This window comes from Sphingobium sp. B8D3B (genome assembly GCF_025961875.1).
Classification (GTDB): Bacteria; Pseudomonadota; Alphaproteobacteria; order Sphingomonadales; family Sphingomonadaceae; genus Sphingobium.
In genome coordinates this window covers 800,094-824,763 of the sequence record NZ_JAOQON010000001.1, presented here as the reverse complement: position 1 = coordinate 824,763, position 24,670 = coordinate 800,094, and the positions used below count along the sequence as shown (strand labels likewise).

The following is a 24,670-nucleotide window of genomic DNA, read 5'->3' as shown; positions in this document are numbered from 1 at the left end:
CGACCCACTCGGTCAGACGTTTATCCCCGTCATTCCCGCTTGCCGCTCTGCCGGCTCGCGCTTAGCTACAATGTTCATGGGCGAAGGGCGATCCCGGGGCAAGAGCGAGACGAGTCATGATGGCGTTGGCCACCGCGCCCGCCTGCGGCAGCGACTCGCGTCCGGACCAGATGGGCTGCTCGACCATGAACTGATCGAATATCTGCTCGCGCTCGCCCTGCCGCGCCGGGATACCAAGCCGCTGGCAAAGGCCCTGATCGCCCGCTTCGGCTCGTTGGGCGCCGTGCTCAGCGCCGATTGGGCCACGCTGATGCAGGTCGACGGCATGGGCGAGACCACGACCGCCGCACTCAAGGCGACACAGGCCGCCGCCCTGCGGATGCTGCGCAACGAGGTGGCGGAGCGGCCGGTACTGGCATCATGGCAGGCCCTGCTCGATTATCTGCGCGCCGACATGGCTTATCTCTCGATCGAGCGTGTACGCGTGCTTCATCTCAATGCCCGCAACATCCTGCTGCGCGACGATCATATGGGGGACGGCTCGGTGGATGAAGCTGCCATCTACGCCCGGCAAGTTGCCCGGCGCGCACTGGAGTTCGGCTCTGCGGGCGTCATCCTCGTGCACAATCATCCCAGCGGCCTGCCCGAGCCGAGCCGGCAGGACATCCTCATGACTCGCGACGTCATCGCCGCGCTCAAGCCCCTCGGCGTGACGGTGCACGACCATGTCATTGTCGCGACCGAAGGCCACCGATCGATGCGGGCCATGGGGCTGATGTGAGGTTGCGGCACGCGGACGAGGCTCTGATCAATCGGCCCACGCGCACGCATCTGCGGACGATTCGCTTTATGTTGCTGCGACCACCCACCACGGACAGCATTGATTTTTATCGCTACATCTCAGCACCTTGAGTCATAGCCCCCGCCCTCACCCGCGCGATTTGCCCGTTTCGCCGCGGCCTGCTAGGGGCAGCCCATCTCCAATCTGTCTCATCAGGAACCCGCCTCATGGTGCCTCGTTACGCCCGCCCGCAAATGACCGCGATCTGGGAGCCGGAAGCTCGCTTCCGCATCTGGTTCGAGATCGAGGCCCACGCAACCGAAGCGCTGGCCGAGTTGGGTGTGGTACCCAAAAGCGCCGCCAAGGCCCTGTGGGACTGGTGGGCCACCAACCCGTCAATCGACGTGCCCGCCATCGATGCCATCGAGGCTGTCACCAAGCATGACGTGATCGCCTTCCTGACCTGGGTGGCCGAGCAGGTCGGCGATGAAGCCCGCTTCATGCATCAGGGCATGACCAGCTCGGACGTGCTGGACACCTGCCTCAATGTGCAGCTTGCCCGCGCGGCCGATCTGCTGATCGCCGATCTCGATGCGCTGCTGGAGGCGATCAAGCGCCGCGCGTTCGAGCACAAGCTGACGCCGACCATCGGCCGCAGCCACGGCATCCATGCCGAGCCGGTGACCTTCGGCCTCAAGATGGCGGAAGCCTATGCCGAGTTCTCCCGCTGCAAGGCGCGCCTGATCGCGGCCCGTGAAGACGTCGCCACCTGCGCCATCTCCGGCGCGGTCGGCACCTTCGCCAATATCGATCCCAAGGTGGAAGAGCATGTCGCGGCCAAGCTCGGCCTCACGGTTGAGCCGGTCAGCACGCAGGTGATCCCGCGTGATCGCCACGCCATGTTCTTCTCGACGCTGGCCGTGATCGCGGGCTCCATTGAGCGGCTCTCGGTCGAAGTGCGCCACCTCCAGCGCACCGAAGTGCTGGAAGCCGAGGAATATTTCTCTCCCGGCCAGAAGGGCTCGTCGGCGATGCCGCACAAGCGCAACCCGGTGCTCACCGAGAATCTGACCGGCCTGGCCCGCATGGTGCGCGCTTATGCCCTGCCCGCGCTCGAGAATGTCGCGCTGTGGCATGAGCGGGACATCTCGCACTCCTCGGTCGAGCGCTTCATCGGCCCGGACGCCACGATCACGCTCGACTTCGCGCTCGGCCGGCTCACCGGCGTGATCGACAAGCTGCTCGTCTACCCCGAGCGGATGATGAAGAACATGAACCGCATGGGCGGCCTCATCCACTCGCAGCGCGTGCTGCTCGCCCTCACCCAGGCGGGCGTGAGCCGCGAGGACAGCTATGCGATGGTCCAGCGCAACGCCATGCAGGTGTGGCAGTCGGATGGTGCGCAATCGCTGCTCGATCTGCTCAAGGCCGACCCGGCCGTTTCCGCGCATCTCTCCGGTCCGCAGCTCGAGGCACTGTTCGACCTCGACTATCATCTGAAACATGTCGACACGATCTTCACGCGGGTGTTCGGAACCGCTGGCTGACCCGCCCGTTCCGGAAGCTCCCATGTCCGCAGAGAGGCGTTGAAACGCGCCCCTAGGCAAGCCGTCACGGCGCGCTTATGGTCAGGCTCTACGGACCAAGCAGAGGAAGACAAGCCATGCAGTTCCTCCGGACAGCCTTCTGGGTCGTACTGGCGATCATCATCGTCATTTTCAGCTTCGCCAACTGGACCCCCGTGATGATCAATCTGTGGGGCGGTCTCCAGCTTGAAACCAAGCTGCCGGTTCTCGTGATCGTCGCATTTCTCGCCGGTTCGCTGCCGTTCTGGGCATTGCACAAGGCCACCAAATATCGGATGCGCCGGCGGCTCGACAGCGCAGAGCGCGCCCTCGCGGCTTCTGCGCCGGCGGCGACGGCGCCAGTGGTTCACACCCAGGACCACCCCACGCCAACCGCCACGCCCGATCACATCACCCCCGCGGGCTTCGAACCCGCACCGCCCGTTCGCACGATCGATGTGCGGGTGGACGACGATCTCAAACCGGCAGGCAGAACCGACACTCCATGACCAGCATCATCTATATCGCCATCGACACGCCGTCCCTGCCCCATGCGCAGGAGTTGGTTCAGAAGGTCCGCAACCATGTCGGCGGCATCAAGCTGGGGCTGGAATTCTTCTGCGCCAATGGCCACCATGGCGTGCATGAGATGCGCAAGTTCGGTTTGCCGATCTTTCTCGACCTGAAGCTTCACGACATTCCGAACACCGTAGCCAAGGCGGTTCAGGCCCTGCACGCGCTCGAACCGTCGATCCTCACCGTCCATGCCTCTGGCGGACGGGCGATGCTGGAAGACGCCAAGGCTGCGGCCGGGGTCCACACCAAGGTCGTCGCCGTGACGACGCTCACGAGCCTTGACCAGACCGATCTGGAAGAAACCGGCGTCCACGGCGGTACGCAGGAACAGGTCGAGCGGCTGACGCTGCTTGCCAAGGAGGCTGGTCTCGACGGCATCGTCTGCTCCGGCAATGAGGTCGCCCGCGCGCGCAAGCTGTGGCCGGCCGGCTTCTTTGTCGTGCCCGGCGTGCGCCCGAGCGGTGCCAGCAAGGGCGATCAGAAGCGCGCGGTCACGCCGCGTGAAGCGGTGGATGCCGGCGCCTCACTGCTGGTCATTGGCCGCCCGATCACCCAGTCGCCCGAGCCTGATATGGCGGCACGCGAAATCGAGGCGACGCTTTAGGCCGCTGAGTGCGCGCCACCCCTCCTCTGAAGAGGAGGGGCTAAGTCTCGCTTCAGACTTCCCGACTCAACTGCAGGACTGTGCGAGCAACACGGCACGCATCGTCCACGACTCCAGTGTAGATCCGGCCCATTGCCCGAGCCGCGTCCCACCGCAAATACGCAAAACCTCGTATCAACAGCGGCGTGCCGCAGGCCGATCACTGGCTTCGCGACGAGGTGCTGCACAGGTTGGTGCGAGTCGGGTCAAGGCCCGGTTCGCCCACCATGGCTCCCCTCACGCAAAGGGGTGACATGGGATATAACCACATATGACAGACACTAACGCGCTGCGCATGAGCAAGCGTGATCTGCTGGCGCTCATTGGAACCACGGCGGGCGCATCGGCGATGTACATGGCGATGTCGAGCCTCGGTCAGGCTCAGGCTTCGACGTTCAAGGGACCGATCAAGCTGGAGGGCGGCGCCAAGGGCGCAAGCGTGCTCATTCTGGGCGCCGGCGTCGCGGGGATGACCGCCGCGCTGGAGCTGAGCCGCGCCGGCTACAAGGTTCAGGTGCTGGAGTATAACGACCGCGTGGGCGGGCGCTCCTGGACGCTCAAGGGCGGCGACACCTACACTGAACTCGGCGGCGCGACGCAGAAGTGCGACTTTGCGCCCGGCAACTACATCAATCCCGGCCCGTGGCGCATTCCATGGCACCACCATGGCATCATGCATTATTGCCGCGAACTGGGCGTCGCGCTCGAACCGTTCATGCAGGTTAATTACAACGCCTATGTCCACTCGACGAAGGCGTTCGGCGGGGCCCCGCAGCGCTACCGGCATGTGCAGGCCGATTTCTACGGCCATGTCAGCGAATTGCTCGCCAAGGCGGTCAACAAGAATGCCCTGGCGGATACGCTCAGCAAGGAGGATGGCGACATCCTGCTGGAATCCCTGCGGAGCTGGGGCGCGCTCGACAAGGACATGCGCTATGTGAAGGGCCGCGAGTCCAGCAACCGCCGTGGCTGGGAGAAGCAGCCAGGCGGCGGCCTGACTGCGGAGCCCATCCCATCCGAGCCGATGACCGCCGAAACGGTGCTCCGTTCACGCCTGTGGCGCTCGATCGGCGGCAACCTCACCTGGGATCATGAGTTCGCCATCTTCCAGCCGGTTGGCGGCATGGAAATGGTCGCCAAGGGCTTTGAGCGGGCCGTGGGTCATCTGGTTCGCCTCAACAGCAAGGTCACGGCGATCAAGCAGGGCGCGAAAGGCGTCACGGTCGATTACGTCGACACCAAGTCCGGTGCCGCAGCACAGGCGAAGGCTGACTGGTGCATCTGCACCATCCCGCTGCCCATCCTCGCGCAGATCGACATAAATGTCGGCCCCAAGCTGGCTGGGGCGATCCGTGCCGTGCCCTACTCGACCAGCGTCAAAGTCGGGCTGGAATTCAAGCGGCGCTTCTGGGAGCAGGACGACCAGATCTATGGCGGCATCACCACCACGGATCTGCCGATCTCGCAGATCAGCTACCCCAGCAGCAATTATGGCGCCAGCGGCCCGGGCGTGCTTCTGGGCGCTTATACCGGCGGCTCGACAGGGTTCGAACTGACCGCGCTGCCGCCGGAAGAGCGGGTCAAGCGCGCACTTGAATGGGGCGCGCAGATCCACCCGCAATATAAGGCCGAGTTCATGAACGGCGTGGCCGTCGGCTGGCACCGGGTGCCCTGGGTGCTCGGTTGCTTCGGACAATGGACGGAGGAAGCGCGCGCCGAGCACTATCGGAACATGTGCGAATTCGACGGGCGGATCGTCCTGGCAGGCGAGCATACCTCCTATATCGGCGGATGGCAGGAAGGCGGCATCACCTCCGCCATCGATGCGATCACGCGGCTCCATCAACGTGTCACCGCGAGCTAATATCATGAAGATCAGCACATTGGCCTTTGGCCTCGCCGCCGGCATTCTCACCGGCTCGGTTTCCGTCGCACTCGCGCAGGATGCTGCCCAGCCACGCCAGGGCGATCCCGCCGCTCTGGTCGCCCAGCAAGGCGATGCCGACGGGGCGTTCGTGATGCCGGGGCGGTTCAGCGAACCCGATGGCGAAAAAATGTACCGCCGGGTCTGTGCCGCCTGTCACATGCCGGACGCAGCCGGCGCGACGGGCGCAGGCAAATATCCGGCGCTCGCCAACAACCCCAACCTGGCCGCCAGTGGCTATCCCATGCTGGTGACGCTCAAGGGCCTGAACGGCATGCCGCCGGTGGGGGAGATGATGACGGACCAACAGGTCGCCAATGTGGTGAACTATGTCCGCACGCATTTCGGTAATCATTATGAGGATGCGATCACCGCCGAGGACGTCAAGGCGATGCGCTGAGCCGGTGCAGGCCCCGCCCCTTAACGGCCGGGCTTGCGCGTCGGCGCATGGAAGTCCGCCGGCTTGCCGGCAACCCAGCGCAGAAAGGCAGCGAGCGCGGGATCCCCGCGCAACGCCGCCTGATCGCGCCCGATCCGCGCCAGCTGGCCATTGCTGAAATGCGCGTGGAGCGCGCGATGGCAGATCGGGTGCAACGGCACCGTCTCCCGGCCGCCCTTGGCCTTGGGCACAGGATGATGCCATTCGATGCGTGCACCCAATGGCCGTTCGCACAGCCAGCATGAATCAGAAGCGCGCTCCAACGCCTAGCTCAGCGCGCCAGCTTTTCCGCCCGCACCCGCCACGCGTCGGCGAGGACGCGGGTCTCGGCCAATTGTGCGACGCCCGCCGGATCGGCCTTATGTCCGCCTGCGATCAGCAGGTTGAACACCCGCGCAATCGGCCAGTCTTCCAAGGGGCGCTCCAGCAGGATCATCGCATCGCCTGCCTTGGCCTCGCCCTGCTCGATCACGCGCAGATAGAGACCGCAATGGCCGCTCGCGATGGCCTGACCCAGCACGTCTTTGCGCCCGAAGCGCGCGTTGAGCTTGGCGCAGGGCTGGCGGCCATGGCTGATCTCCAGCACGGCGCTGCCAAGCGCGAACCGGTCTCCCAGACACAGATTGGCCTCGGTGGCCCCGCGCGTCGCGAGATTTTCGCCGAATGCGCCCGGTGCGTGGAGCAGCGGATGATCGTCCAGCACGCCGCGCCACCAGGCATAATGCTCCTGCGGCACGAGATGGACGGCCTTGTCATGGCCCCCATGATGAAGGGGGTCAGCGACGCTATCGCCCTCGAGCCCCAGCCAGCCGATCCTCACCGGCCCGCGAACGGGTCGTTTGCCCATGGCACTCATCACGCGAGGCGCCAGCAAGGCCGGCGACCCGACCAGCAGCGCTTCGACGGAAAGGGAAAGGGAAAGCTCGTCCATGTCCTGTCATGACACGACCCCTGTGAGTCGCGCCAGTGCAACAACGGACGGACAAGTTCCCGCCGACGGTGCAGCAGCACTTTGACCGCACGGCGCGCCTCGCTATAGGGCCTCGATGCTCCCCAGCGACCTCCGCATTGCCCTGTTCAGCGGCAACTATAATTACGTCCGCGATGGCGCCAATCAGGCCCTCAACAATCTGATGGCCTCTGCGCTCGCGAGCGGCGCCAGCGTGCGTGTCTATTCCCCCACCATCGATCCACCAGCATTCGAACCGGCTGGCGAGCTGGTGTCGGTGCCGAGCTGGTCCATGCCGGGCGGCCGGGGCGAATATCGGCTCGCCAAGGGGCTTTCAGCGCAGACTCGGGCGGACCTTGCGGCTTACGCCCCCAATATCGTCCACGTCTCAGCGCCGGACATTCTGGGGCATCGCGCATCGAGTTGGGCGCGGCGGGAGGGCATTCCCTGCGTCGCCTCCCTGCACACGCGCTTTGAAACCTATCCGCGCTATTATGGCCTTGGCTTCATCGAGCCGTTGCTGGTGCGCCTGCAGACCCGCTTCTACAATCGCGTCGATCAGGTGATGGTGCCGAGCGGCAGCATGGCGACGCTGCTGCGCGAGTGGGGCGTGACGACGCCGATCGGCATCTGGTCCCGCGGCATCGATCATGCCCGGTTCAACCCGCAGCGGCGGGACAATGGCTGGCGGCGATCGCTCGGCATCGCCGATGACGAGATCGCCATCGGCTTCCTTGGGCGGCTTGTTCTGGAAAAGGGCCTCGGCGTCTTTGCGAATGTGATCGCAGCGCTCAAGGCGCGCGGCGTGCGTCATCGGGTACTGGTGATCGGCGAAGGCCCGGCACGTCAGTGGTTTGCCGAGCGGGTGCCGGAGGCGGTGTTTGCGGGTTTTCAGGGCGGCGATGACCTCGGTCGGGCGGCCGCCTGCATGGATATCTTCTTCATGCCCTCGGTCACCGAGACTTTTGGCAATGTGACGACCGAAGCCATGGCGGCGGGCGTGCCGGTGGTCGCTGCCCGCGCCACAGGCGCGATTGATCTGGTCGCGGACGGTGTGACCGGCTTTCTCGTTCCGCCGCGCGATGTGCAGGCTTATGCCGACGCCATCCAACGCCTCATCCAAGATCCCGCCTTGCGCGCAACGGCGGGGCAAGCCGGGCATCTGCGGGTGCAGAACTATAAATGGGATCAGGTGAACGCCGCAATGATTGAAACATATTGCGGCTTGGCGAAGCGCCGCGCCGGCTGATCACACCGCGACGAAGACTGAGTGTGACTGCGTGCAACCGTTCATCTCTCGGCGCGTTATGCGTCCGATGAGACAAAGGCCGCCCCTGCCCCGAATTGCGCCATTCCTTTCGCCGCGGCTCGCAAGATCACGCGTTGTATATTGCCGGCACGCGCTGTAAATTCACGGCAATGTCTTTCGATACTGATCCCGGCGTGGCGGAAATCCCGACAACAGCCGCGGCTCAGCCAGTGGCCTTCCATCAAGTCCTGAAGAAAGAGACGCGTGCCGACCACGACGAAGTCGACAGCCTGTTCAGCCAGTTCGATCTGACGAGCCGTGCGAGTTACGGCCGTTTTCTGTCTGCCCATGCAGCGGCGCTGGTGCCGCTCGAGCGCTGGCTGCGCTCAGCCTCGCCGAATATCGACACCGCCGCGCGCGTTCAGGCCCTGACGGCCGACCTCGACGCCTTGGGCCAGGCCGTGCCCGAGGCCGAGCCGCTGACATGGGCCCCGAGCACGGCGGCTCATTGGGGTGCTGCCTATGTGACGGAAGGCTCGCGCCTGGGTGGCGCGATGCTCGCGCGCCGCGTGCCCGACGATTTTCCGCGTGATTATCTGAGCGCCGTGCATCCTCAAGGCGCGTGGCGCGCCTTCATCGCCGCTCTGGAAGATCAGGCCCTGACTCACGGCCCCATCTGGCAGCGCGAAACCCGCGCAGCAGCGACCCGGACCTTCGCCCTTTACCGAAATTGCGCCATCGCGATGGGAGCCAGACTTGGCCAATGATCCTGCCGGCTTTCGGGTCGATCTCACCAATTGCGACCGCGAACCGATCCATATTCTCGGGACGATCCAGCCGTTTGGCTTCCTGCTGGCGGTCAGTGCCGATTGGATGATCGGTCGCGTATCGGACAATATCGCCGCGTTCACGGGCAAATCGGCGGATGCGCTGCTGGGTTCCAAGCTCACCGATCTCATTACGCCCGCTGCTCAGCATGACATCCGCAACCGGATCTCGATGCTGCGCGGCAATGATTCCGTGGAGCGCCTATTCTCGCAGCCGCTGTTCGATGATGGCAAGCTCTACGATGTCGCCGTGCATTTCTCGGGCAACAGCATCGTCATCGAATGCGAGCCCGCGCTCGAAGATCCAGGCGAAGCGGCGACGCTGGTCCGCACGCTCATGTCGCGCCTCGCCCAGGCCGATACGCTCACCTCCTTCATTCGCGAGAGCGCCCGGCAGGTGAAGGCGATCACCGGTTTCGACCGCGTTATGGTCTATCGTTTCGATGCCGAAGGCTCGGGCGAGGTCGTTGCCGAGGCGCTGAGCGCTGGCGTCGACAGCTTCCTTGGCCTGCATTACCCCGCGTCGGATATTCCGGCACAAGCGCGCCAGCTCTATGTGCGCAATCCGTTCCGCATCATCGCTGATGTGAATGCAGAGCCGGTGCCAATCGTGCCGCAGACCGACCCGAGCGGCGCGGTCCTCGACCAGTCGCTCTGCCTGCTCCGCGCGGTTTCGCCCATCCATGTCGAGTATCTGCGCAACATGGGCGTCAGCGCGTCGCTGTCGATCTCGATCATCGTCGAAGGCAAGCTCTGGGGGCTCTTCGCCTGCCACCATTATCAGCCGCGCCTGCCTGGCCTCGCCATGCGTACGGCCGCCGAACTGTTCGGCCAGATCTTCTCGCTGATGCTCGAGAGCCGGGAACGCAGCGAGAATGCCGGCTATGAGTCGCGCGCACGCGGCGCCACCGATCGCTTGATGGCCTCCATCGCGCAGGATGGCGACCTGCTGCGGGACGCGGACTGGCTCGGCGAGGTTGTGTTCGATACCATTCCCGCCGATGGCGTCGGGGCTTATGTTGACGGCTCTGTCTCGCTGAGTGGCCTGACGCCCTCGCGCGAGCAGTTCATAAGCCTCGTCTCCATCCTCAATCAGCTTTCGCACGGCGAGGTCTTCGCGACGGACTGCATTTCATCCGTCCTGCCCGAGGCGACTGCCTATGCGGATGTCGCCGCCGGCCTCATCGCCATCCCGCTGTCACGCAAGCCGCGTGACTATGTGGTCTTCTTCCGCAGCGAACAGATGCGCTCGGTGCGCTGGGGCGGCAACCCGGAGAAGCCGGTCGAACTCGGACCCAATGGCGACCGGCTCACCCCGCGCAAAAGCTTCGAAAGCTGGTCGCAACTGGTGAAGGGCCGCAGCCTGCCGTTTACCACGGTCGAGCGCCGCGTTGCCGAAGCGCTGCGGGTCGGGATGCTGGAAGTGCTCATCCGCCTGTCCGAGAGCGCAGGCGAGGAGCGGCAGCGGGCGCAGGAGCGGCAGGAGCTGCTGATCGCCGAGCTCAATCACCGCGTGCGCAATATCCTCTCGCTCATCCGCGGACTCGTGTCGCAGACCCGCGACGGGGCGGCCAGCGTCGAGGATTTCACCCGCAATCTGGACGATCGCCTGCAGGCGCTCGCTCGTGCGCACGACCAGGTGACGCGCGATCGCTGGGGTCCGGCGCGGTTGCGGGATCTTATCGACATCGAGGCCAATGCCTTCCTGCGCGACAAGCGGACCAATGTGGAAACCAAAGGCGCCAACATCCTGTTGCAGCCGGTCGCCTTCACCGTGCTCTCGCTGGTCTTCCACGAGCTCATGACCAATGCCGCCAAATATGGTGCGCTCTCCGATAGCGGCACGGTACTGATCAGCTGGCAGCAGGACGAGGATGGCAGCCTGTTGATCGACTGGTCCGAACTCGGCGGGCCGGCGGTCACCCCGCCCTCCCGCCGCGGCTTTGGGTCGACGGTGATCGAAAAGACCGTCCCGCACGATCTGGGGGGCGATGCGAAGATTCACTACCGACTGAGCGGTGTGAAGGCGCATTTCTGCATTCCCTCCCGCTTCGTGGCCGGCGTCGCGCCGGAGGACCGAATCGACGCGACGGACGGCGCGTCTGCCGATCTGCGCGAGCCGGCGAAGCTGCCGCTTGCCGGGCAGCGCGTGCTGCTGGTGGAAGACAGCCTCATCATCGCGCTCGACGGGCAGGACGCGTTGATGGAACTCGGCGCCGAGAAGGTCGAGGTCGCCTCCAGCGTCACCGCTGCCCTGCGCGCCTGTGCGACCGTCCCGCTCGACGTCGCCATGCTCGATTATAATTTGGGCGCGGAGACGAGCGAGCCGGTTGCCAGGGCACTGGCCGAACGCGGCATCCCGTTCGTCTTTGCGACGGGCTATGGCAGCGGTCTCGATTCCTCGCGCTTCCACGCCGTGCCGATCGTCACCAAGCCTTATGGCACGGCGCAGATCGCAGCCGCTCTTGCAGAACTGAAGACCGAACCGGCGGACTGATCGCGCCGGTTCAAACCCTCACGACCAAGGGAAGCTGAGCGGCGCCTCGCGGAACGCGAAGCGGTCGAGATGGCGGGCGACCGTGTTTTTGAGCCCTTCGAGATGCTCCGGGCTGCTGGCGTCGATGGTCACGTCGAGCGTTTCGGGTTGCGCGACCATCGTCACCAGAGCGTCAGCCGGCCAATCGGCGCCGCGCGCATCGCGCGGAAACACGATCGTGCCGCGCTCGGGTGTGAATTCCACCTTGAGGTTGTGCGACCAGTGCTTGCACAATTGCTGGAGGTAGCGGCTGCCGCTCTGCGTGGGCACCCTGGCTGTTGCGCTGTTCATGAGATTGTCTTTCTGTTGGTGGCTCCACCGTCCGGCGGTGGAGCGATTGAAATTATGCTGTGCAGTCTTACAACCGCTCGATCTTCCGCGCTGCCTCATCAAGGATCGCGGCGATCTCGTGCGGCAGATCGTCTGTGGTCTCGCCTTCGCGCAGCCGGCCCATCAGAGCCGTTTTGAGATTGCCCATGGCGCGCCGGACCGGGCCACTGTTGGATCGATGCTGCTCGGCGCCGAGGCCGGCGAGCCGGTCCATCAGGCCGCCGATTTCTTCGGCCTTCTCGGCAAGATGAGCCTCTCCTGCGGGGGTAATCGCGTACAGCTTGCGCGCGCCTTCGCTCTCGCTGTCGGCGATGAGGTCCATTTCCGCAAGCAGGGTGAGGGTGGGATAAACGACGCCGGGGCTGGGCGCATAGGCGCCGCCGGTCAGTTCCTCGATCGCACGGATGAGGTCATAGCCGTGGCGCGGCCCCTCGCCGATCAATTTGAGCAGCACGAGTCGCAACTCGCCGCCATCGAACAGGCGTCCGCGTCCGCGACGGCCGCCGCGCGAACCACCATGGCCGCCCTGCCCGTCCCAATCTGCGCCGCCCCAGCCGCCGCCGAAGCGACCGCCCCGGCCCATCATGGCCTTGAGCGCATGACGGTGCCCATTCGGGCCGCACCGTCCATGTGTGCGTGTGTGAAACATCAAAGATTCAATCCTTCCAAAATTCAGATTGATCTAAGATATATCTTAGACTCATTTTCGCAAGGTCCCTTTTGCGTTTTTTTAGAGCGTGCCTGCGAATGGCCCGTCCTCCGGTGCAAGCTGGCCCGTGCAACCGGTGACGGGCCGACCTATATGAGTTCGCATGTCTGATCTCTTCGGCGGCCTTGCCGCCGCCTCCAGCCCTGCCGAGCCTCGCGCGGATGCGCCGCTGGCCGACCGTCTGCGCCCGCGCACGCTCGATGACGTGGTCGGGCAGGACCACCTCACCGGCTCTGACGGCGCCATCGGGCGTATGGTCGCGGCGGGACGGCTCTCCTCGATGATCCTGTGGGGACCGCCGGGCACCGGCAAGACCACGCTGGCGCGACTGCTGGCCGAAGCGGTGGACATGCGCTTCGCGCCGATCTCCGCGGTCTTTTCCGGCGTGGCGGACCTCAAGGCTGCCTTTGCCGCCGCGCGCGACGCCGCCCGCGCCGGGCAGCGCACGCTTCTGTTCGTGGATGAAATTCATCGCTTCAATCGCGCGCAGCAGGATGGCTTCCTGCCTTATGTCGAGGATGGCACCGTCACGCTGGTCGGCGCCACCACCGAAAATCCGAGCTTTGCTCTCAACGCGGCGCTGCTCAGCCGCGCGCAGGTGCTCATCCTGCGCCGGCTGGACGAGACCGCGCTCGATACGTTGATCTCCCGTGCGGAAGCCCTGACCGGCGCACCGCTGCCGCTGACCGACGATGCCCGCGCCGCGCTCGTGGCTTCGGCTGATGGTGATGGCCGCTTCCTGCTCAATCAGGTGGAGACGCTGCAGGGCATCGGCCTCACCGAGCCGCTGGACCCGGCGGGTCTTGCGGCCCTGCTTCACCGCCGGATGCCGGTGTATGACAAGGATCGCGACGGGCATTACAATCTGATTTCCGCGCTCCACAAGGCGCTGCGCGGGTCCGATCCGCAGGCCGCGCTCTATTATCTCGCGCGGATGCTGGTCGCGGGCGAGGAACCACTTTACGTCCTGCGCCGGCTGGTGCGCTTCGCCAGCGAAGATGTCGGCCTGGCCGACCCGCAGGCGCTCACCCAATGCCTCGCCGCCAAGGATGCATACGAGTTCCTCGGCTCGCCCGAGGGCGAACTGGCGATCGTGCAAGCCTGCCTGTATCTCGCGACCGCGCCCAAATCCAACGCCGCCTACAAGGCGCAAAAAGCGGCCTTTGCCAGCGCCAAACAAACCGGATCGCTGATGCCGCCCGCGAACATCCTCAATGCGCCGACCAAGCTCATGAAGGAGATCGGCTATGGCAAGGGCTATAGCTACGATCATGATGTGGAAGGCGGCTTCTCAGGCGACAATTACTGGCCCGAGGAGATGGCGCCGCAGACCTTTTACGCGCCCACCGAGCGCGGGTTCGAGAAGCGGATCGCCGAGCGCATCGCCTGGTGGGATGAGCGTCGGCGCGACTTGCGCGGTGACTGATCCCGCCCGCCACCCGTGAGCCGCTTCCGCCATTTCGCCGCAATCGACTGGTCGGGCGCACAGGGGCCGCGACAGCCGGGCGTTGCCGTCGCCATCTGCGACGCGGATAGCGGCGCTGGCCCGGCGCTGGTCCGCCCCGGCCACATCTGGTCACGCCCCGACGTGCTCGACTGGATGCGCCGCGACATGCCGCGCGAGACGTTGGTCGGCCTTGATCTCGGCCCGTCCCTGCCCTTCGCCGACAAGGGCGCCTTCTTCCCGGGCTGGGATCGCACTCCACCCAACGCCCGCCAACTCTGGGCGCTTGTCGAGGACATCTGCGCCGACGAGCCGCATCTGGGGGCCGGCGCCTTTGTCGATCACCCGGAGGCCGCGCGGCATTTCCGGCGCCATGGGGGCCGGGAGGGTGATTTGTTCGGCGGGGGACGCGGGCGGCTGCGCCAGACGGAGCTGGCCCAGCAGGCACAGGGCCTCAATCCCTGCAGCAACCTCAATCTCGTCGGTGCGGCGCAGGTCGGCAAATCCAGCCTGACCGGGATGCGGGTGCTGCACCGTATCCAGACGGACATGCCGATCTGGCCGTTCGATGCCGACCCCGGCTCAGGCAGTCTGATCGTGGAAATTTACACGAGCCTTGCCGCGCTCGCCGCCGGCAAGCGCAAGGGCCAGACCAAGGTTCGCGAGGCCGAACTGGATGCCTGCCTCGCGCGTCTTGCCAGCGGGCCGCATGTGCGGTTCGCCGGCCGGTACAGCGACCATGCCACCGATGCGCTGCTCAGCGCGGCCTGGCTGCGGCTGGTGCATGGCGAGCCGGCCCTGTGGGCACCGCAGGCGCTGACGCCGGAACTGGCACGGACGGAAGGCTGGACCTTCGGCGTGTTTTGACGCGCAAACGATCGCGTGGCCGGCCGAGCTAAACTATCACCCCTGCAAAGATCGCTTGATTGCCGGACTCATGCCTCCCGGCTTAAACCCCTCTTGTCCGGAATGACGGGCGGCACTGCCGCCTCCAGCCCGGAACGCGGCTTTTGATGTTTGTCAGCTTGCTCCGCGTCACCAACCGCTAAAGCGCACGAATCCCACGCGACAACGCCGGCTTCGTGCTCCGTACTGGAGAAACGATATGGCTATCCGTTCCATTCCTCGCCGTAACCGTAATCATGCCCAGCGAGCCGGCCGCGCGCTGACGCCCCTTCCGCATCCAAGCTGGCGACTGGCGCCTGCGGCCCCGCACGACTCGCCGCCCCTCGCCAGTGCCAGTGACTTCTGGTCGCGCCTCGGCCTCTGACACTCATTTCGAGAGGCCAATGACGATGACGATGAAGCGCGCGCTTGTGATTCGGCACGTCCCCCATGAGGGCATGGCGGGATATCGGGAGCCGGTGGAAGCGGCCGGCTATGCGATCCACCGGATCGATGTGACCGACCCCGCCTTCGCCACGCTCGACCTGCGAGAACCCGATCTGCTCATCATGATGGGCGGGCCGATGGGGGTGTATGAGCAGGATCGCTATCCGTGGATCGCCTGCCAGCTGCGCCGCCTGGCGCTGCGGCTGGCGGCCGACCGCCCCACGCTCGGCGTGTGCTTCGGCGCGCAGATGATCGCGGCGGCGCTCGGCGCGAAGGTTTATCCCGGCCCGGTCAAGGAGGTCGGCTTTCATTCGGTCAAGGTCAACAATGCCGGCCGCACCGGCCCGCTCTCTCATCTTGTCGACGTGCCGGTTCTGCACTGGCATGGCGACACGTTCACCCTGCCGGAAGGCACCCAACTGCTTGCGTCCAGCGACCGCTATACGCATCAGGCCTTCCGGCGGGGACAACATCTGCTTGCCCTACAATTCCATGCCGAAATGGGCGAGGATGCGCGCTTCTATCAATGGATGGAGGAATGGCCGGAGGCTGCGGCGGAATCCGGCGGTTGCAACGAGAGCCTGCGCGCCGCCCATGATCGGCTCGGACCTCGGGCCGTTTCCGCCGGGCGCGCCATGCTCGGCGACTGGTTGGCGGGACTGAAAGCGGCCGCGTGATGGCGCTCGCATGATCGTCACATCACCAGTCTGACCAGCGTGCGGGCCATGCGTGCACGCCGCCTTTTGCAAGCCTCTCGCAACAACGCGATCCAGCGGTTTGCGCTTGCCAGCCGCGCAAAAAATAGGCAGTAACACAAACGAATTTCAGCAACGAAAGAAGACTTGGGAGACCCGCGCGCATGAGAGACGCCAAAGCCGATCGGCTGGACGAGATCATCGCGAGCCATAGCCGCCGCGAAGGGCCTCTTCTCCCCATCCTCCATGACGTGCAGGCCGAGTTCGGCTGCGTGGACGAGGCGTCCAAGCGCCAGATCGCCCTCGCGCTCAACCTCAGCCGCGCCGAAGTGCATGGCGTGGTGAGCTTTTATCATGATTTCACCGCCGAGCCCAAGGCCGCGCCGGTGCTCAAGCTGTGCCGTGCGGAATCCTGCAAGGCACGCGGCGTCGAAGCGCTGGTCGATGGCGCGGTTGCCGCGGCCGGCGAGCGCGTGAAGATCGAAACCATTTATTGCCTCGGCCTGTGCAGCGTCGGCCCCAATGCGATGATCGGCAATGCCGTTCATGCCCGGCTGGACGCGCCCAAGCTCGACAAGCTGATCCGGGAGATTGCCTGACATGGTCATGGTGCGCATTTCTGACGACGCGCTGGCCATCGCTTGCGGTGCCGACGCGGTTGCCGATGCCTTTGCAAGGGCGGGCGTGACCGTCGAGCGGGTTTCGAGCTGGGGCATGCAGTGGCTGGAGCCGCTGGTGGAGATCGACGGCAAAGGCTTCGGCCCTGCAACGGCCGATGATGTTGCGGCGATTCTGGACGGCTCGTCGCCGCTCGGCATCGGCGTGATTGCCGAGCATCCGTTCATTGCCAAGCAGCAGCGGCTGACGTTCGCCCGCGCCGGCAAGACGCGCCCGACTGAACTGGGCGATTATGAAGCCACCGGCGGCTGGAAAGGCCTCGCCCGCGCTCGCGAGATCGGCGCCGAGGCGACGGTCGAGGAAGTCGTGGCCTCGGGCCTGCGCGGTCGCGGCGGCGCCGGCTTCCCCACCGGCATCAAGTGGCGCACCGTCGCGGCGGCCGTGGCAGACCAGAAGTACATCGTCTGCAATGCCGATGAAGGTGACAGCGCGACTTTTGCCGACCGTATGCTCATGGAAGGCGACCCCTATTGCCTGATCGAGGGCATGGCGATTGCCGGCCTCGCGACTGGCGCGACCAAGGGTTATATCTACGTCCGCTCGGAATATCCCCACGCCATCGCCAAGCTGGAAGAAGCGATCCGCCGCAGCGCGCATCTCGTTGCGCCCTTCGTGCTGGAAGTGCGCGTCGGTGCCGGCGCCTATGTGTGCGGCGAGGAAACCTCGCTGCTCAACAGCCTGGAAGGCAAGCGCGGCGAAGTGCGGGCGAAGCCGCCGATCCCGGCACTGGTCGGCCTGTTCGGCAAGCCCACCATCGTCAACAATGTGCTCAGCCTTGCGGCTGTGCCTTACATTCTGGCCGAGGGTGCCAAGGCCTATGCCGATTATGGCATGGGTCGCTCGCGCGGCACGATGCCGATCCAGCTTGCTGGCAACATCAAGCATGGCGGCCTTTACGAAACGGCGTTCGGCATCACGCTTGGCCAGCTCGTCAACGAGATTGGCGGCGGCACGGACGACGGCTCGCCGGTCAAGGCCGCGCAGGTTGGCGGTCCGCTCGGTGCCTATCTGCACCCGGACCAGTTCGACATTCCGTTCGACTATGAGGCTTATGCCGCCGTCGATGCGCTGATCGGCCATGGCGGCATCACCGTGTTCGGCCAAGGTGCGGACATGGCCGGCATGGCGCGCTTCGCCATGGAATTCTGCGCGGCGGAAAGCTGCGGCAAGTGCACGCCCTGCCGCATCGGCTCGGTACGCGGCAAGGAACTGATCGACCGGATCATGGCGCGCGTACCGCGCCAGCGCGATACGCTCGAGGCTCTGCCGCAGATGCACAACGCCCCCACCGCGCCGCGCAGCCTTGAGGACGAGATCGTCCTGCTGGAAGATCTCTGCGAGACGATGAAGTTCGGCTCGCTCTGCGCCCTGGGCGGCTTCACCCCCTATCCGGTGATGAGCGCGCTCAAGCACTGGCCCGAGGATTTCGGCGCCCGTCAGAGCCTCCCCGAGGCGGCTGAATGAGCTGCTGCGTCGGCCTGCTCCCCATCGATCGCGCGGCCGTTCTCGGCGCAGTGATCGCTGGCGGCAAGTCGACGCGCTTCGGCAGCGACAAGGCCGTGGCGACCTTCCATGGTCGCGCTTTGATCGACCATGCCATCGACGCCGTGGCTGCACATAGTGCGCAGACAATCATGGTGGGGCGTGAACATGACGGCGTGGCCAGTATCGCCGACCAGCCCGCCCCGCACATGGGGCCGCTTGCCGGACTCGCTGCGGCCTTGCTCGAAGCGCAGGCGCGCGGGCTCCCCGCCGTGCTGAGCGTGCCGTGCGATGCCATCGATCTGCCGCAAGACCTCTTGCAGCGCCTGTCGCCATACCCAGCTTATGTCGAGAGCCTGCCGGTGATCGGCCTGTGGCCCGCCTCGGCGGCCGGCGACGCGCTCGACATCCTCAAGAGCGAGGGCGTGCATTCGATGAAGGCCTTCGCGAACCGTATTTCCGCGCGCGCCGTGCAATTGCCGCGCGAACCTGTTAATATCAACACTGCTGCTGACCTGGAGAGAGTTGAACGTCATGGGCTATGAACCTCAGGCCGATTTCGGCACGCCCGCTTCCACATCGGAGAAGATGGTCACGCTGACCATCGACGGTCGCTCCGTCACCGTCCCGGAAGGCACGAGCGTGATGCGCGCGGCTGCCGAATGCGGCGGCGACATTCCCAAACTCTGCGCCACAGACAGCGTGAAGAGCTTCGGCTCCTGCCGCCTCTGCCTGGTCGAGGTCGACGGGATGCGCGGCACCCCCGCCTCCTGCACCACGCCGGCGATGGACGGCATGACCGTTCACACCCAGACCCCCCGCCTGCAGAAGCTGCGCAAGGGTGTGATGGAGCTCTACATCTCAGATCACCCGCTGGACTGCCTGACCTGTTCGGACAATGGCGACTGCGAACTGCAGGACAATGCGGCCGCCGTCGGTCTGCGCGATGTACGTTATGGCTACACGGGCGATAATCATCTGGGTCTCCAGAAGGACACGTCCAACCCCTATTTCGATTTCGACCCCAGCAAGTGCATCGTCTGCTCGCGCTGCGTGCGCGCCTGTGACGAGGTGCAGGGCACCTTCGCGCTCACCATCGACGGCCGCGGCTTCGGCTCCATGGTGTCTGCGGGTGTCGCGTCCGACGATTTCCTCTCTTCCGAATGCGTGTCGTGCGGCGCCTGTGTGCAGGCCTGCCCCACCGCCACGCTTCAGGAAAAGGCGATGGTCGAGATTGGCAAGCCCGAGCGGGCCGTCGTCACCACCTGCGCCTATTGCGGCGTCGGCTGCACCTTCCGCGCGGAAATGCGGGGCGAGCAGCTGGTGCGCATGGTGCCGTGGAAGGACGGCAAGGCCAATCGCGGCCATAGCTGCGTCAAGGGCCGCTTTGCCTGGGGCTATGCCAACCATCAGGACCGCATCACCCAACCGATGATCCGCAAGAGCGTGGACGATCCCTGGCAGGTGGTGAGCTGGGACGAGGCGATTTCCTACGCCGCATCCGAACTCAAGCGCATCAAGGCCGCCCACGGTGCGCGCGCATTGGGCGGCATCACGTCGTCGCGTTGCACCAATGAGGAAACCTTCCTCGTCCAGAAGCTGATCCGCGCCGGCTTTGGCTCCAACAATACCGACACCTGCGCCCGCGTCTGCCACTCGCCGACCGGCTATGGTCTGAAGACGACCTTCGGCACGTCCGCCGGCACGCAGGATTTCGACAGCGTGATGGACAGCGACGTGATCCTGATCATCGGCGCCAACCCGACGGACGGCCACCCGGTGTTCGCGAGCCGCATGAAGCGCCGCCTGCGTCAGGGCGCCAAGCTGATCGTCATCGATCCGCGCCGGACGGACATGGTCAAGTCGCCGCACATCGCCGCGCAGCACCATCTTGCGCTGCAGCCCGGCACCAACGTCGCCGTGCTCACTGCCATGGCGCATGTCATCGTCACCGAAGGCCTGGCCGACGAAGCCTTCATCCGCGAGCGCTGCGACTGGGACGAGTATCAGGACTGGGCAGCGTTCGTATCACAGGAGCGCAACAGCCCCGAGACGCTGGAGCCCGTGACCCGCGTGCCCGCCGAGGAACTGCGCGGCGCGGCCCGCCTGTTTGCGACCGGCGGCAATGGCGCCATCTATTATGGCCTCGGCGTCACCGAGCACAGCCAGGGCAGCTCGACCGTGATGGCGATTGCCAACCTCGCCATGGTGACCGGCAATATCGGTCGCCGCGGTGTGGGCGTGAACCCGCTGCGTGGCCAGAACAACGTGCAGGGTGCCTGCGACATGGGCAGCTTCCCGCACGAATTGCCCGGCTATCGCCACATCAGCGACGATGAGACCCGCGCGCTGTTCGAGGCGGACTGGGGTGTCACCCTGGATGCCGAGCCGGGCCTGCGCATCCCCAATATGCTTGACGCCGCGATCGACGGCACGTTCCGCGCGATCTATATCCAAGGCGAGGACATCCTTCAGTCCGACCCCAATACCGCGCATGTCGCTGCAGGCCTCAAGGCGATGGAGTGCGTCATCGTGCAGGACCTGTTCCTGAACGAAACGGCGAACTACGCGCATATCTTCCTGCCCGGTTCGACCTTCCTTGAAAAGAACGGCACCTTCACCAATGCAGAGCGGCGCATCCAGCCGGTCCGCAAGGTGATGGAGCCCGCCAATGGCTATGCCGACTGGGAGATCACCCAGCTTCTCGCCAACGCCATGGAGCTTGGCTGGAACTACGAGCATCCCAGCGAAATCCTGGCCGAGATCGCCCGTCTCACCCCGTCCTTCGCAGGCGTATCCTGGGCGCGTCTGGAGCGCGAGGGATCGTTGCAGTGGCCGGTCAAGGACGAGACCCACGAGGGTTCGCCGATCATGCATGTGGACGGTTTCGTGCGCGGCAAGGGCAAGTTCGTAGTCACCGATTATGTACCGACGGACGAGAAGACCGGCCCACGCTTCCCGCTGCTGCTGACCACCGGCCGCATTCTCAGCCAGTATAATGTCGGCGCCCAGACACGGCGCACCGGCAACACCGCCTGGCACCCTGAGGATCTGCTGGAAATCCACCCGACGGATGCCGAGAATCGCGGCCTCAAGGATGGCGACTGGGTAAAGCTCTCCAGCCGCACCGGCGAGACGACGCTGCGGGCGACGATCACCGAACGGGTTGCCCCGGGCGTGGTCTACACCACCTTCCACCACCCCGCCACGCAGGCCAATGTCGTGACCACCGAATATTCGGACTGGGCCACCAACTGCCCCGAGTACAAGGTGACGGCTGTCCAGATCACGCCCTCCAACGGCCCGACCGATTGGCAGGAGGATTATAACAGCTGGTCCGAGCGCTCGCGGCGGATCGTGGCCAGCCTGACGGCTGAAGCGGCGGAGTAAGCATCATGGAAGCCAGCCGCCTCATCTACATGGCGAACCAGATCGCGCGGAATTTCGAAGCGTTGGGCCACGATCAGGCGGCCCTCGCCACCGCCGACCATATCAAGATGTATTGGGATCCGCGGATGCTCGCGGGCATCAAGGCCGTCGACCCCGCCGACATGTCGCCGCTCGCCGCGCGCGCCATCGCCATGGTGGATGGGCCGGTGCCGCACATGACGCGGGCCACCGAATTCGCGAGCGCGGATGAGAACGATCCTGGCTATAACGACGCCGGCTGACCTCGTCGCCCTTCGACCGGATGGCTCCAGCCGTCCGGTCGCGCGCCCTTTTGCGCCGGAAGTGCCGGTCGCGCTGGAATATAACGGCCTTTCCTATGCCGTGATGATGGCCAGTCCGTTTGATCTGGACGACTTCATCACCGGTTTCGCGCTGACTGAAGGTCTGGCCACGCAACCGGGCGATGTCACTGACATCGATATCGTCGAGACCGATCTCGGTTGGATCGCGCGTGCGACCATCACCTCACTGGCGCTCGAAAAGCTTGAAGAGCGCGTGCGCACGCGCGTGGCCGAGTCGAGTTGCGGCCTGTGCGGCATCGATAATCTGGAAGCCGTTTCGCGTGCCCTCCCCCCGGTCGCCGCGCATGAGGCGCTCGCACCGGCGGCGATCTTCGCGGCGCTGGACGCCTTGCGGGCGCATCAGCCGGGCAATCGCGCCACAGGCGGGATGCACGCCGCTGCCTTTGTCGCGCAGGATGGCACAATCCTGATGGCCCGCGAGGATGTCGGCCGGCACAATGCGCTGGACAAGCTCGTCGGCGCCATGGCCCGCGCAGGGGAGACGATGGCCGCCGGCTTTGTGCTTTCCACGGCGCGCTGCAGCTATGAGATCGTGGAGAAAACGGTCCGCGCCGGCGCGCACACCCTCGTGACCATCTCGGTCCCGACCAGCATGGCGGCAGCCCGGGCTGAGGCTGCCGGCCTCTCGCTCTATGCGCTGGCCCGGCCGGACGAAGTGCTCCGCGTCACGGCGGGCTGACTGTCTCGACCGCCTGCTCTCGTCACATCGTCAGTATCTGATGATCCGCCGCCCCGCATGGACGGGGGCGGCGGCCCCATATCTCAGGCCTTGGCCTCGGCTTGCGCAATCGCATCGCCATCACGCATCGGCAGCAACAGCAGCATGAAGATGGCGCATACCGAACCCAGGCTCATGATGAGCGATACGGTGAGCAACTCGCCCTTGCCTAGCACGTCGAAGAGCAAGCCGGCGACGATGGGCGAGCCAGCCGCGCCAGCGCGCCCCACGCCGAGGACAAAGCCCGTACCCGTGGCGCGAGCATAGGCCGGGAAGCCCCGCGCAAAGGCGGCATAGAAGCCCACAATGGCCGCGTTGAGGAAGAACATCGACAGGAATGCCGCCACGCGCCATTCGCCAAGCTCGCCATGCCCCATGCCGAACCATGCCACCGCAACCACGCCGGCAATCATCATGGCAATCGTCGGCCCCTTGATGTCCCATTTCTTGAGCAGGAAGCCGAACAGGCCGCCGCCAATCGCACCGCCGATATTGGCCCAGGTGAGCGTGCTGGCAGCATCGGCCTGCGAGAAGCCGGAATCCGCGACGATCTGCACTGCGAACTTGAGGATGTAGTAGAAGGTGAGCGTGTGGAACATGTAGCCGAAGGCCAACAGCCAGGTGACCTTGCGCAGGCCCGGCTTGGACAGGATGTCGGTGACCTTGGGCTGCGGTCCTTCCGTGCGCAGTGGCGGCAGCGCCTCGATGGTCCGCTTGCGCAGCGCGCGGAGCGAGCGGTTGACCTTCTCGATCACGTTCGCGGGCCGGCGCGCGGCGTAGAATGCAGGCGTCTCCGGCACGAGGAAGAAAACAAGTGGGATCATGATCGCGGTCACCACGGCGCCGAACATGAACACCGCGCGCCAATCATATTCCACCAGCAGCCAGCTCTGCGCGGCAAAGCCGCCTACCACGCCGCCGATCGGGTAGCCGATGACGTAAAGCGCCATGGCGAGGCTGCGCGAGGATTTGCTGGTCGATTCCGCCGTCACGGCGTTGGTCGCCGCCAGCATCCCGCCGATGCCGAGGCCGGTGACGAAGCGCCATACCGTCAGGAGCGTCACGCCGGTCGCGGCATGGGCCAGATACATGCCGATCGCCATGACGAAGAGGCAGATCAGCATCGTGTCCTTGCGGCCGATGCGGTCTGCGACACCACCGAGGATGACCGAGCCGAAGCCCATGCCGACCAGCTCGGCCGAGAGGACGATGCCCAGCGCCGAGCGCGGGATGCCCCATTCCGCCGAAATGCCCGGCGCCGCGAAGGCGCTCGACAGCACGTCGAAACCGTCCAGGGCGTTCAGCAGGATCATCAAGACCACGACAATCCACTGCCGAACGGACATCGGCGACTCATTAATGATCTCAACAGGATCAGACGATGACATGGTTGGGCTTTCCTCTCCAGGCAGTGGACCGCATCGGCGACCTCACAGGCCGAATCTACTCGTGAATACGGCGCAAAAGTTCGATGAGCAATGTCGCTTCTCGCTTGGTAAAACGCGACTTGAGCCATTGCTCATGCTCGTCGATGCAGCGCCGCGCGTCGCTCAGGGCCGCCTGCCCATCCGCAGTCAGCGTGAGCGTCTGCCGGCGCCGATCCAGCGTGGAGGCGCCGCGCACCAATAGGCCGCGCGCTTCCAACCGGTTGATGATCGCCATCGTCGTCGCCCGGTCCATCTGCAGGCGGCGGCCGATATCGGCCTGCGCGATGTGCGGATGATCGCTGATCAGCCAGAGGACGGAGACCATCTTCTGGGTCAGCCCGAGCTCGGAAAAAGTCTCGGTGAAATGGCGGTAGGCCGCGCCATGGGCAAGGCGGATATGGAAGCCGATAATGTCGTCGATCGCGCCGATATCGTCGTCGATCTGCGCGGGCGCAGGCGATGGCGTCGCACTTCCACCACCCTTGGCGGCCACAAGAGGACGTTGACGTGCGCGTGCTTCCAAAATCTTTACCCCCGAGAACCGGAACGGTTCGGCCATTGATTAAGCAATGGGAATTGCCCAATTGGTATGCATAGCATACAAACCTGCGCAA

The 24,670-nt window shown here is 65.2% G+C and carries 25 protein-coding genes; 19 read left to right on the top strand and 6 right to left on the bottom strand.

Annotation, left to right across the window (positions count from 1 at the left end):
- The first annotated feature begins 76 nt into the window (after positions 1-76).
- The 6 genes from radC (at position 77) to M2343_RS03785 (ending at position 5,889) form a co-directional block, all read left to right on the top strand.
- The gene (gene radC / locus M2343_RS03810; RefSeq protein WP_264575653.1) at positions 77-781 is read left to right on the top strand and encodes a RadC family protein; all 705 of its coding nucleotides are present in this window, start codon (positions 77-79) and stop codon (positions 779-781) included.
- 227 nt (positions 782-1,008) lie between these two features.
- Positions 1,009-2,328: an adenylosuccinate lyase gene (purB, locus tag M2343_RS03805; protein ID WP_264573018.1), complete on the top strand. Its 1,320-nt coding sequence runs from the start codon at positions 1,009-1,011 to the stop codon at positions 2,326-2,328.
- Between the two features lie 116 nt (positions 2,329-2,444).
- Entirely contained in the window at positions 2,445-2,855 is a 411-nt protein-coding gene (locus M2343_RS03800) for a hypothetical protein (protein ID WP_264575652.1), read from the top strand.
- Entirely contained in the window at positions 2,852-3,526 is a 675-nt protein-coding gene (pyrF, locus tag M2343_RS03795) for an orotidine-5'-phosphate decarboxylase (RefSeq protein ID WP_264575651.1), read from the top strand. Before M2343_RS03800 ends, pyrF begins: the two co-directional genes overlap by 4 nt.
- Before the next feature lie 310 nt (positions 3,527-3,836).
- Entirely contained in the window at positions 3,837-5,429 is a 1,593-nt protein-coding gene (locus M2343_RS03790; protein WP_264575650.1) for an NAD(P)/FAD-dependent oxidoreductase, read from the top strand.
- Between the two features lie 4 nt (positions 5,430-5,433).
- Positions 5,434-5,889: a c-type cytochrome gene (locus tag M2343_RS03785; protein ID WP_181559886.1), complete on the top strand. Its 456-nt coding sequence runs from the start codon at positions 5,434-5,436 to the stop codon at positions 5,887-5,889.
- A 20-nt stretch (positions 5,890-5,909) separates the two neighbouring features.
- Here M2343_RS03785 and M2343_RS03780 read toward each other — a convergent pair whose 3' ends face one another.
- Positions 5,910-6,149 (bottom strand): HNH endonuclease, encoded by a 240-nt coding sequence (locus tag M2343_RS03780; RefSeq protein ID WP_264575649.1) that lies wholly within the window; start codon positions 6,147-6,149, stop codon positions 5,910-5,912.
- 50 nt (positions 6,150-6,199) lie between these two features.
- The gene (locus M2343_RS03775; RefSeq protein ID WP_264575648.1) at positions 6,200-6,859 is read right to left on the bottom strand and encodes an MOSC domain-containing protein; all 660 of its coding nucleotides are present in this window, start codon (positions 6,857-6,859) and stop codon (positions 6,200-6,202) included.
- A 115-nt stretch (positions 6,860-6,974) separates the two neighbouring features.
- Between M2343_RS03775 and M2343_RS03770 the strand changes: the two genes are divergently transcribed.
- The 3 genes from M2343_RS03770 to M2343_RS03760 all read left to right on the top strand — a co-directional run bounded on the left by M2343_RS03770 (position 6,975) and on the right by M2343_RS03760 (position 11,450).
- Complete coding sequence (locus M2343_RS03770) at positions 6,975-8,126, top strand: glycosyltransferase family 4 protein (RefSeq protein ID WP_264575647.1); 1,152 nt, start codon at positions 6,975-6,977, stop codon at positions 8,124-8,126.
- A gap of 134 nt (positions 8,127-8,260) precedes the next feature.
- On the top strand, positions 8,261-8,893 hold the full coding sequence (locus M2343_RS03765) for a biliverdin-producing heme oxygenase (protein WP_264575646.1): 633 nt from the start codon (positions 8,261-8,263) through the stop codon (positions 8,891-8,893).
- Positions 8,883-11,450: an HWE histidine kinase domain-containing protein gene (locus M2343_RS03760; RefSeq protein WP_264575645.1), complete on the top strand. Its 2,568-nt coding sequence runs from the start codon at positions 8,883-8,885 to the stop codon at positions 11,448-11,450. The genes M2343_RS03765 and M2343_RS03760 overlap by 11 nt, the downstream gene beginning before the upstream one ends.
- Positions 11,451-11,468: 18 nt before the next feature.
- On the opposite strand, the gene M2343_RS03755 is transcribed toward M2343_RS03760, so the two are convergent.
- The gene (locus M2343_RS03755; RefSeq protein WP_264575644.1) at positions 11,469-11,780 is read right to left on the bottom strand and encodes a DUF2218 domain-containing protein; all 312 of its coding nucleotides are present in this window, start codon (positions 11,778-11,780) and stop codon (positions 11,469-11,471) included.
- A 67-nt stretch (positions 11,781-11,847) separates the two neighbouring features.
- Entirely contained in the window at positions 11,848-12,405 is a 558-nt protein-coding gene (locus tag M2343_RS03750; protein WP_264575643.1) for a PadR family transcriptional regulator, read from the bottom strand.
- Between the two features lie 226 nt (positions 12,406-12,631).
- On the opposite strand from M2343_RS03750, the gene M2343_RS03745 reads away from it, so the two are divergent.
- From M2343_RS03745 to fdhD, 10 genes are all read left to right on the top strand, one after another.
- Positions 12,632-13,954, top strand: coding sequence for a replication-associated recombination protein A (locus tag M2343_RS03745; RefSeq protein ID WP_264575642.1), 1,323 nt, complete (start codon positions 12,632-12,634; stop codon positions 13,952-13,954).
- 15 nt (positions 13,955-13,969) lie between these two features.
- Entirely contained in the window at positions 13,970-14,839 is an 870-nt protein-coding gene (locus M2343_RS03740) for a hypothetical protein (RefSeq protein WP_264575641.1), read from the top strand.
- Between the two features lie 238 nt (positions 14,840-15,077).
- Positions 15,078-15,242 carry a hypothetical protein gene (locus M2343_RS03735; RefSeq protein ID WP_264573028.1) on the top strand — a complete coding sequence of 55 codons (165 nt, stop codon included), beginning with the start codon at positions 15,078-15,080 and terminating at the stop codon, positions 15,240-15,242.
- A gap of 31 nt (positions 15,243-15,273) precedes the next feature.
- The gene (locus M2343_RS03730; RefSeq protein WP_264577485.1) at positions 15,274-15,981 is read left to right on the top strand and encodes a glutamine amidotransferase; all 708 of its coding nucleotides are present in this window, start codon (positions 15,274-15,276) and stop codon (positions 15,979-15,981) included.
- A 182-nt stretch (positions 15,982-16,163) separates the two neighbouring features.
- On the top strand, positions 16,164-16,598 hold the full coding sequence (locus M2343_RS03725) for an NAD(P)H-dependent oxidoreductase subunit E (RefSeq protein ID WP_181559896.1): 435 nt from the start codon (positions 16,164-16,166) through the stop codon (positions 16,596-16,598).
- Between the two features lies 1 nt (position 16,599).
- Positions 16,600-18,141, top strand: coding sequence for an NADH-ubiquinone oxidoreductase-F iron-sulfur binding region domain-containing protein (locus M2343_RS03720; RefSeq protein WP_264575640.1), 1,542 nt, complete (start codon positions 16,600-16,602; stop codon positions 18,139-18,141).
- Positions 18,138-18,704: a molybdenum cofactor guanylyltransferase gene (locus M2343_RS03715; protein WP_264575639.1), complete on the top strand. Its 567-nt coding sequence runs from the start codon at positions 18,138-18,140 to the stop codon at positions 18,702-18,704. The genes M2343_RS03720 and M2343_RS03715 overlap by 4 nt, the downstream gene beginning before the upstream one ends.
- The gene (gene fdhF, locus M2343_RS03710) at positions 18,694-21,549 is read left to right on the top strand and encodes a formate dehydrogenase subunit alpha (RefSeq protein ID WP_264575638.1); all 2,856 of its coding nucleotides are present in this window, start codon (positions 18,694-18,696) and stop codon (positions 21,547-21,549) included. The genes M2343_RS03715 and fdhF overlap by 11 nt, the downstream gene beginning before the upstream one ends.
- A gap of 5 nt (positions 21,550-21,554) precedes the next feature.
- Entirely contained in the window at positions 21,555-21,830 is a 276-nt protein-coding gene (locus M2343_RS03705) for a formate dehydrogenase subunit delta (RefSeq protein WP_264573033.1), read from the top strand.
- Positions 21,796-22,590: a formate dehydrogenase accessory sulfurtransferase FdhD gene (gene fdhD / locus M2343_RS03700; protein ID WP_264575637.1), complete on the top strand. Its 795-nt coding sequence runs from the start codon at positions 21,796-21,798 to the stop codon at positions 22,588-22,590. Before M2343_RS03705 ends, fdhD begins: the two co-directional genes overlap by 35 nt.
- Before the next feature lie 83 nt (positions 22,591-22,673).
- On the opposite strand, the gene M2343_RS03695 is transcribed toward fdhD, so the two are convergent.
- Positions 22,674-23,975 carry an MFS transporter gene (locus M2343_RS03695; protein ID WP_264570598.1) on the bottom strand — a complete coding sequence of 434 codons (1,302 nt, stop codon included), beginning with the start codon at positions 23,973-23,975 and terminating at the stop codon, positions 22,674-22,676.
- 97 nt (positions 23,976-24,072) lie between these two features.
- Positions 24,073-24,549, bottom strand: a complete 477-nt coding sequence (locus M2343_RS03690; protein WP_264575636.1) for a MarR family winged helix-turn-helix transcriptional regulator — start codon at positions 24,547-24,549, stop codon at positions 24,073-24,075.
- Between the last annotated feature and the right edge of the window lie 121 nt (positions 24,550-24,670).